We start from the raw sequence: 7,777 nt of genomic DNA on the forward strand, positions 1-7,777 counted from the left end.
GGGGCCGCGCCGCGCGCCGTACCGCAGAGCCGCTACCGCACGACGACCTCCGCGATCTGCGGCGCGGACCCGCCCTCGCTCCAGAGCAGGCGTACGGCCGACACCGCGTCACCGCCCACCGTGAACTGCCGGTAGGCCCCGGCGAGCTCGCCGACCGTACGCCAGTCGCCGTCCGCCGCGCGGACCTGCACGTCGGCGTGCGCCGTGCTGCCCTTCGGGCGCAGGACGGTCACGGACAGCACCTCGCGCGCCCCGCCGAGGTCGACCTGGAGCGCCTCGTCCGGTTCGGGCGCGCGTGCGGCGCGGTAGACGCTCGTCACGTCCCCGTCGGCCGCAGCGCGCAGGCCGCTGCCCGCCGCCGGCGGTGGTCCGCCGGTCACGGACGCGTCCTTCGTCTCGACGGCGAACTCCCGCACGACGAGCCAGTTCGTCTGGCCCGCCGTGGCCCGTGCCCGTACGTACCGCGCCTCGGTGCCCGCCGGGGCCGTCGCCGTCACGACGGCCTTCGAGGAGAACGTCGCGAGCTGTTCCCAGGAAGAGCCGTCCGTCGAGTACTCCAGCACGCCCTGGCGCATGTAGTCGTTCACGCTTCCGGGCTTGCCCATGGCGAGCGTGATGGCGCCGATCTCGCGCTCCTTGCGCAGGTCGACCGTCACATGGTCGCCGGTGGCGGTGGCGCGGTTGCTCCAGAAGAACGTGCTGTCGTCGCCGTCGAGCATCCGCGCGACGGTATTGCCCTGGTACGTGGGCAGATTGGTGAGGCCCTTGACGGCTCCGGTGACTCCGAGCAGCCGGTCGTGCTCGGCGGCCGCGTCCTCGGTGAACGTGTCCAGGACTCCCTCGCCCACGACGACCGGGATCTTGCGTCCCTCAAGGTCCGTGTACGTGAAGGACTTCGCGGCGGCGACGAGAGCGGGCAGCCGCTGCCGCTGGTCCCACGCCGCCGCGCCCTCTCCGTCGCGGGCCAGCCCGACCAGCCGCAGCGCGGCGCGCGTCGCCACGCCCCACGCCTCGGCGGCGTCGAGCCACGGGGCGCTGTCGGTGACGAACTCCTGCTCGGCGAGCCGCTCGCGCAGGACGTCCGGCGCCTGCTGGAGCCCCTTCAGCGCGCTGTCCAGCGCGTCCGCGTCCGCGGACTCCCCGGCGTCCCAGAACCGGGCGATCTCCGCGGCGAGGTCCGGCGCCTGCTGCGCGTTGATGCGGGAGCTGTAGTTGACGTCGGAGAAGGTCCGCAGGGCCTTCTCGGTCCTCGCGTCGCCGTCCGCGTACAGGGAGATCGCCGTCCGCCACGAGGTGCGCGGATCGTAGACCGCGTCGTTCCACATGTAGTCGGCGACCGTCATCAGCGGGATCTTCGAGGCGTACGCCTGGTTCATCGGGTTGGCGGTGATGCCGGAGCCGAGCTCGGCGGGCATCCCCTTCTGCCGGCCGTTGTACGGACCGAGCAGCAGCCGGTTGGTGACGTAGTCGTTCACCGGGTAGTTGTCCCAGAGCAGGATCGGGTGCGCGAAGACGTTCCGCGCGGCCTTGGCCTGCGCCACCGTTATCACCGGCGCGATGACACCGACACCGGTCCACTCGACCACCACGTCCTCGTCCAGTTGTTCGGCGAGGGCCTTCTTGTACGGGGACGGCGTGACGTTGTAGTACTCCGTCGGCACCATCTGCAAAGGCGCGGCGCCCGGATGGGTGGCGATGAAGTCCCGGTTGACCCGGTTGAGGAGGTACGCCTGGGCGGCGCCGGCGGCGGCCGCGCCCGTTCCCCACTTGTCCCGGTCGGCCTGGCAGTTCCACTTGGTGTAGCTGATGTCGTCGAGCGGAACGGCATAGGTGCGGATGCCGAGGTCCCAGACCGTCTCGAACTTGTCGGTCAGCGCCTTGATGTCGGCCTCGGAGCTGTAGCAGACGCTAAGCCCCGGCGACAGCGCGTAGGTGAACTCCACGTGCCGGGCGCGGGCCCGCTCGACCAGCTCCCGCATCTTCGCGAGCTGGGCCGACGGGTACGGCTCGCGCCACCGCTCGCGCAGGTACGGGTCGTCCTTGGGCGAGTACACGTAGATGTTCATCTTGTGCTCGCCGTAGAAGTCGAGCTGGTCGAGGCGGGCGGCGTGGGTCCACGGGATGCCGTAGAACCCCTCGATGACACCGCGGATCGAGGTGGTGGGCCAGTCGCGGATCTCGGCCCCCGCCACCTTCCCGCCGGGCCCCTTGCGCTCGGGCAGCAGTTGGCGCAGCGACTGGGCGGCGTAGTACGTACCGGCCGTGTCCTTGCCGGACAGGGCGACGCTGCGCTCGCCGACGCCCAGAACGTACCCCTCGGGAGGAAGTTGTCCGGGGCCTTCGATACCGAGCGCGCTGAGCGCGCCGGCGGTCTGCGGGGTCTCCCCCGGGCCGCCGACGTAGACGGTCAGCCGGCCGGAGACGGGCTTCTCGCCGCGTACGACCTGGTGCGCGCCGGCGTCGAGAAGGGCCTGCTGGGTCACCTTGAGGGCGGCGGCGTCGGCCTTGGCGCCGGCGACGAGCGTGACCGTCGGGGAAACGGTGACACGGTCGTCGCGCGTGCGGATGTCCTGCGGGGTCGGGGTGATGACGGGCGCTGGTCTCAGGCCGCTGCCTCCCGGCGCGTCGGCGGCCGAGCCGACGGCCGGAGCACCGAGTACGAGGGCGAGAGCGGAAGCGCAGGCGAGCATGGCGAGCGGGCGCGGGCGGAGCGTCACACGTCCTCCAGGGGTCCCGGCGAGAGCTGTGGGCAGTCGCGCATCACAACGCCACAGAATCCTCCAGGGGCCTGACAGGCTGTCAATGGCGCGCACGTCTGATCAAGACGTTTCCGCACCACGGACACCTCCAGTCAACTTTCGGCCGGATAGCCGTACCCGTGGGAGCACTCCCGTCCGCCATTCGGCCGCCGGGAGACATACAACGCGGATGTCTGGGCAGTCGGAGGGAACGGAGCGATCAGGAGAGAGGCGGGAACATGACGACAACGCCGGTGCGTGATTCGGAGGTTCCGCGGACGCGGGTCGCGACGGGCTCTCGAACCGGGGCTGCCCCCGGCGCGAGCGAGCTGCCGTGGATCGAGGACGCGGGAAAGGTGGCCCCGAGGGACGCCCGCAGTCTGTCGAAGGTGTTCTTCGACCAGCTCCAGGTTCTGGAGGAGGGCACCGCGGAGCACCAGTACGCCCGTAACACCCTCATCGAGATGAACCTCTCCCTGGTGCGGTTCGCGGCGGGGCGCTTTCGCAACCGCGGCAGCGGTGACATGGAGGACATCGTCCAGGTCGGCACCATCGGGCTGATCAAGGCCATCGACCGGTTCGATCTGTCCCGTGAGGTGGAGTTCGCGACGTTCGCGGTTCCCTACATCGTCGGCGAGATCAAGCGGTTCTTCCGCGACACCACCTGGGCCGTCCATGTTCCCCGCCGGCTCCAGGAGCTGCGGGTCGAGCTGGCCAAGGCCAAGGAGGAACTCGGCACCGCGCTGGACCGGGAACCGACGGTCAGGGAACTCTCCGACCACCTGAAGCTCAGCGAGGACGAGATCGTGGAAGGTCTCGTAGCCTCCAACGGCTACACCGCCGGCTCCCTCGACATGCCGAGCGACCCCGGCGAGGACGGCCGCGCCGCCGCCTCGCGCACCTTCGCCGACGTGCTGGGCGAGTCCGACCCCGCGATGGAGACGGTCGAGGACCTGCACACGCTGGCGCCGCTGCTCGGCGAGCTCGACGACCGCGAGCGGCACATCATCGAGATGCGCTTCGGCCAGGAGATGACGCAGTCGGAGATCGGCGCCGAGCTGGGCATCTCGCAGATGCACGTCTCGCGCCTGCTGTCGCGCACCCTCGGCAAGCTCCGCACCGGGATGCTCTGCGAGACCTGAGCGGGCTCCCCGGCACGGCCGGACCGGTCCCGTGCCCGGTGGCCGCGTCCCCGGCCACCGGGCCGCCGCCTCAGCGGCTGAAGACCTCGAAGGTGACAGCCGGCTTCCCGCCGAACCGCTCCGCCGACCGCTGCGCGTTCTGTCCGAGGAAGGTGCGGCAGTACGTCTCGGGGTCCTCGTCCGTCAGGCCCTCGATGTAGGCACGGTGTTCGAGCAGCGACCGCACGGACCGCTCCATGCCCGGCGTCGCGTCCACCGCGTGCGTGGGCGTCGAGGACCCCGCCACGGCGACCCAGCGCACGCCGTCCCAGGGCGCGAGCCCCCGCTCCGCCAGCTCGGGGAAGATCCACCGGTTCCCGGCGTCGCCCGCCGCGTCCAGGGTGGCCCGGCCGACCGCTCGGTGGTCGGGCGTGTTCCAGGCCACGCCGCCCCAGGTGTCGCGGTGGTTGAGGGTGATGACCAGTTCGGGCCGGTGCTTGCGGATGGCGGCGGCGATGTCCCGGCGCAGTGCAGTCCCGTACTCGATCACACCGTCCCGGTGGTCGAGGAACTCGACCGTGGTAACCCCCACGACCGCCGCACTGGCCCGCTGCTCCCGCTCGCGCAGCGGGCCGCACGTGTCGGGCTCCAGGCCGTCGATCCCGGCCTCGCCGCGCGTGGCGAGCAGGTACGCCACTTCGCGGCCGCCGTCGGTCCACCCGGCGACGGCCCCGGCACATCCGTACTCGAGATCGTCCGGGTGGGCCACCACGGCAAGGGCACGCTGCCAGTCGGTGGGCATCGGCTGCAGTTGCTGGGGCTGTTGCGTCGGCTCGCTCGTCATGCGCGCAGAATAAGCGGCGAATCACCCGTTCCGGTTTCGCGCCCGCTGCGCCCAGGTGCAGCCCCGCCACGACCGGCCGAGCGGAGAGCCCACCGGCAGCAGGAGCGAGACCATCGCCCCCTCCAGACCGGCTGGGCCGGCTCGCCGTGGCCCAGGGCCGCCGAGAGCATCCGCCACACCTACACCGCCTGGCCGCAGGACCGCGTCGACCGCTTCGAGGCCATGCTGCGCACCGGCTACGTACGCCGTCTGGACCTCTGCCGCTCGCGGGTCCAGTGTGGTGCCTCGTCACCGGGGCCACCGGGGTCACTCGGCGGGAGGGGAATCGCGTGAGGTGCCGACGATTAGCGGTGTTGGCCGTGCTGGTGCTGGCCTGGGCGACCGGATGCTCGGACCCCTCGGACGCCACCACCGCCGCCGCTCCCCCGCCGAGCGCCCCCGGTGCGCCGGGCGGCGCCAGGCCGGGGGCGCCGCCGCCCGCCTCGGCCCCGGGCACCTCGGCGAAGGAACAGCCGCCCCGCGAGCGGGCGGGCGTGCTGTATCTGGGGGACTCACTGGCCATGGAGAGCCAGCGGGTACTGGCCGGCCGGGTCTTCGCCGACGGCCGGGCGACCCTGCGCAGCAGGCCGTACTCCGGTACCACGCTGTGCGACTACCTGGAGGGGACGGCGCGCGACTCCCTCGTACCGCCGGGGCACAAGGCCGCCGCCCTGGTCAGGTCGGAGCGGCCGCGGGTCGTCGTCCTCCAGTTCTGGGGCAACTCCTGGGCGTACACGCCCTGCATGGACGGGATCCCTCAGGGCGGCGGCTCGCGCTACTACACGCGGTACGCCGCCGACGCGAAGCGGCTCACGGCGCAGATCGCGGCGGCGGCGCGCGGCGCCGGGATCCCCCGGCCGAGGATCGTCTGGGTGCTGCAGGCTCCCGACGCCTTCTCGCCGGACCGGTCCCGCCGGATCAACTCCCTCTACCGGGCGCAGGCGGATGCCGGGCGAGACGCCGTCGCGGACGCCGGCCGGGAGGTGAGCCCGGCGGGCGGCCGCTACACCTGGGCGCAGCGGCTGCCCTGCACCGAAGCCGAGCGGGCCCGCCCCGGCGACTGCCGCGACGGGCTCGCCCCACTGCACCGGGACGACGACCACCTGCACTTCTGCCTCGCGCCGACGACGAAGACGCCGCGCCCCTGCCCGGTGCGCTCACCGGGCATCGAGCGTTACAGCGGGGCGATCGCCGAGACGGTCGACGCCGTGCTGCGCCGGCCGTCGCCCCCGTCGGGCGGGAGGGGCTCCGGCCGGTGACCGGTCGGAGCCCGGCCCGCCGCTACGGCGCCATCTCGTACGCCCCGGACAGCGCCTCCACGCGCTCCCAGACCCGGGCCGCGCGGGCCTCGTCGACGACCGGACGCCGGACCGCGTCGAGCGCCCAGCGCTGCTGCCGCTCGGTGGCGGAGTCCTTGCCGTACAGCTCGACGGCGTGTCCGGAGAAGTCGCGTACGAGGACGGAGAACAGCTCGTCGAGGACGGACTCGTCCAGATCCGTCAGACGGGCCTGCTCCAGAATCAGCTGCCCGTGCACCACCAGGGCGAACAGCTGGCCCACGGAGAGGAGGAAGTCGAGGTCGCGGCTCTGCTCCTCGTCGGGAGCGACGGTGGCCACGAAGTCGCACAGCGCGTCGGCCTGTTCGCGGAAGCGCGCGACGTTCGGCAGGGACGCGTAGGCGTCGTAGGCGGGACGCCAGTCGTGGAACCGCACGCTGCCCAGGCCGCGCGCCGGGCCCTGGCGGAACAGGAAGTCGTCGTCCGCCGCGTCGAGGCGCGTCGGCACGGGCGCGTACTCGGCCGGGTCCAGCAGGTGGTTGCGCATGAACTTGAGGATCAGCGCGAGGTTGACGTGGACCGTGCCCTCCAGCTTGGGCAGCCCTCGGATCTCGACGGCCGCCTGGGCGAAGTAGGTGTCCTTCTCGAAGCCCTTGGCGGCGATGACGTCCCACATCAGGTCGATGACCTTCTCGCCCTCCGTGGTCACCTTCATCTTCGTCATCGGGTTGAAGAGGAGGTAGCGGCGGTCGTCGGGCCCGGCGGAGCGGAAGTAGTCGACGGCGCGGTCGCTGAACAGCTTCATGCCGACGAGCCGGACGTACGCGTCCGCCAGCTCACGGCGCACGTGCGGGAAGGCGGTGACGGGGCGGCCGTACAGAACGCGGTTGCTCGCGTGGGTGACGGCCTCGTACATCGCGTGCTCGCAGATGCCGATGGAGGCGGTGCACAGGTTGAACTTGCCGACGTTGACGGTGTTGAGGGCCGCGTCGAAGGCGGCGCGGCCGGTGTGCAGGACGTCGGCGGGGGCGACCGGGTAGGCATCGAGGCGGAACTCGCTGACGTACTTCGAGGAGTCGACGACGTTCTTCACCAGGTGGTAGGCCTGGTGGCGGCTGTCGGCGGCGAAGAAGACGTACCCGTCCGGGCCCTCGACGTCGGTGCGGCGGCCGAAGACGGAGACGAGCCCGGCGGCGTTGCCGTTGCCGATGTAGTACTTGGAGCCGGTGGCCCGGAAGCCGCCCTCGCCGTCGGGCTCCAGGAGCATGTCGGTGGAGTAGATGTCGGCGCCGTGCGACTTCTCGGACAGCCCGAAGGCGAACACCTCGCCCTCGCCGAGGAGTTCGGCCGCGCGGGTGCGGGCGGCGGCGTTGTCGCTCTGCCAGACCGGGCCGAGACCGAGGACGGTGACCTGCCAGGCGTACCAGTAGTCCAGCCCGTAGAAGCCGAAGATCTCGTTGAGGGCGGCGATGCGGGCGGTGTCCCAGCGCTTGTCCGGGTGGCCGTCCGCGGCCGCGCCGGGGGTGAGGAAGGTGGCGAAGAGCCCTTCCTTGGCGGAGAAGGCGAGGAAGTCCGCGAGCCATGCGCGGGAGCGGTAGTCCTCGATCAGCCTGCGCTTGCCGCGGTCCTCGAACCAGTCGACGGTGGCGCGCAGCAGCCTGCGGGTCTCCGGGTCGAAGTGCGCCGGGTCGTAGGTGCGCGGGTTGAACAGCAGCGGGTCGGCCATGGGTGTTCGCCTTTCCGGCTTGAGGGTGGGGT

The 7,777-nt window shown here is 71.9% G+C and carries 5 protein-coding genes; 2 read left to right on the forward strand and 3 right to left on the reverse strand.

The annotated features are described in order from the left end of the window. Positions 1–32: 32 nt before the first annotated feature. Complete coding sequence (locus E2E34_RS08740; RefSeq protein WP_138901352.1) at positions 33–2,690, reverse strand: glycoside hydrolase family 84 protein; 2,658 nt, start codon at positions 2,688–2,690, stop codon at positions 33–35. Positions 2,691–2,977: 287 nt separating this feature from the next. Between E2E34_RS08740 and E2E34_RS08745 the strand changes: the two genes are divergently transcribed. After that, positions 2,978–3,880 (forward strand): SigB/SigF/SigG family RNA polymerase sigma factor, encoded by a 903-nt coding sequence (locus E2E34_RS08745; RefSeq protein WP_138901344.1) that lies wholly within the window; start codon positions 2,978–2,980, stop codon positions 3,878–3,880. Between the two features lie 70 nt (positions 3,881–3,950). Here the strand turns inward: E2E34_RS08745 and E2E34_RS08750 are convergent, their stop codons facing one another. Then, positions 3,951–4,703 (reverse strand): PIG-L deacetylase family protein, encoded by a 753-nt coding sequence (locus tag E2E34_RS08750; protein WP_138901345.1) that lies wholly within the window; start codon positions 4,701–4,703, stop codon positions 3,951–3,953. 353 nt (positions 4,704–5,056) lie between these two features. Between E2E34_RS08750 and E2E34_RS08760 the strand changes: the two genes are divergently transcribed. Continuing rightward, entirely contained in the window at positions 5,057–6,001 is a 945-nt protein-coding gene (locus E2E34_RS08760; protein WP_244315574.1) for an SGNH/GDSL hydrolase family protein, read from the forward strand. Between the two features lie 22 nt (positions 6,002–6,023). Here the strand turns inward: E2E34_RS08760 and E2E34_RS08765 are convergent, their stop codons facing one another. Further along, positions 6,024–7,745: an acyl-CoA dehydrogenase family protein gene (locus E2E34_RS08765; RefSeq protein ID WP_138901348.1), complete on the reverse strand. Its 1,722-nt coding sequence runs from the start codon at positions 7,743–7,745 to the stop codon at positions 6,024–6,026. Positions 7,746–7,777 lie beyond the last annotated feature (32 nt).

This window comes from Streptomyces albidochromogenes, from assembly GCF_005981925.1.
Classification (GTDB): domain Bacteria; phylum Actinomycetota; class Actinomycetes; order Streptomycetales; family Streptomycetaceae; genus Streptomyces; species Streptomyces albidochromogenes.